The organism is Skermanella sp., assembly GCF_059503625.1.
The window spans coordinates 1,733-3,257 of the sequence record NZ_JCACHA010000223.1 but is presented as its reverse complement, the minus strand read 5'-3'; the positions used below and the strand labels follow the sequence as shown (position 1 = coordinate 3,257).

At 68.7% G+C, this 1,525-nt stretch carries 1 protein-coding gene; it reads left to right on the top strand.

The window, feature by feature from the left end:
* Positions 1–1,525: phosphoenolpyruvate--protein phosphotransferase (gene ptsP / locus AC5JJ6_RS05530; protein ID WP_496041083.1), on the top strand; the 1,525-nt coding region annotated here is incomplete at both ends.

The following is a 1,525-nucleotide window of genomic DNA, read 5'->3' as shown; positions in this document are numbered from 1 at the left end:
CGGCAAGACGGCAAACGGCAAGAGCATGGTGTCGATGCTCCGGCTGGGCGTGGAGCGCGGCGGGGTCATCACCATCACCGCCGACGGTCCCGATGCGGCCAAGGCGCTCGAGTCTCTCCAGAGCGCTGTCGCAGAAGGACTAGGCGAGGAAGCGCCCGAATCCGGCACCGTCGCCGAGGTTTCCGCCTTGCCCGGCCGGACCGCTCCGGCCGCACCGGAGGCTGTCGAGGCACCGGATGAACCCGGACTGATCCGGGGCATCGCCGCGGCGCCGGGCATCGCCATAGCGCCAATTCACCAGTTGCGGAAAGAAGCCCAGGCCGCCGTCGAACAGCATGCGGTCGATCCTAAAGCGGAGCGCTCCGACCTGGACCATGCCATCGACCGGGCCGGCGCCGAGTTGGAGGAGCTTCACCGGACGATCAACCAGCGCGCCGGAGAAGCGGAGGCCCGCATCTTCCTGGCCCATCGTGAATTCCTGGAAGATCCCGACCTGATCGAAGCCGCCCGGTTCCGGATCGACCATAGCGAGGAAAGCGCCGCTTTCGCATGGCGCGCGGCGGTGGAGGAAAGGGCCGGCGAGTTGGCGGCCCTGAACGACCCCCTCCTGGCAGCGCGGGCGGACGACCTGCGCGATGTCGGGGCGCGGGTCATGCGCCTGCTGGTCCGCACCAACGAGGGAATGGGCCCCTTGCCCGACCACCAGATAATCCTGGCGGCCGAAGACCTCAGCCCGTCGGATACGGCGTCCCTCAACCCGGATCTGGTCAAGGGCATCTGCACGGCGCTCGGCGGCCCGAACTCCCACACCGCGATCCTTGCCCGCTCACTCGACATCCCGGCGGTGGTCGGATGCGGCCGGGGGGTGCTGGAACTGGCATCGGGCATGATGGCGGTGCTCGACGGCTCGGCCGGCACGGTCCTGCCCGATCCGAACCCCGAACGGCTGGAAGCGGCGCGGCAGGCCCAGGGCATCGCCGGCTCCCGCCGGGCAGCCGTGGTGGAGGCAGCCTACCGTCCCGCCATCACCGTCGATGGCCACAGGGTCGAGGTGGCGGCCAATATCGGCGCGGTTCCGGAAGCTGGCCGTACGGTGGAAGCCGGCGGCGAAGCGGTCGGCCTGTTGCGCACCGAGTTCCTGTTCCAGGACCGGACCGATCCTCCCGGCGAGGACGAGCAGTTCGAAGCCTACAAGTCCATGGCGGAAGCTCTCGGCGGGCTGCCGTTGATCGTCCGCACGCTGGATGCCGGCGGCGACAAACCCCTGCCCTACATCTCCATGGCACACGAGGACAACCCGTTCCTCGGCCAGCGCGGCATCCGGCTTTCCTTCGCGATGCCGGATCTGTTCCGCAGCCAGCTCAGGGCGATCCTGCGGGCGGCTTCGCACGGCGAGATCAAGATCATGTTCCCGATGATCACGTCGGTCCACGAGTTCCGCCGGGCACGTCGGCTGGTCGAGGAGATCCGCGTAGAACTGGATGCGCCGGAGATCGATGTCGGCATCATGGTCGAGGTGCCGTCC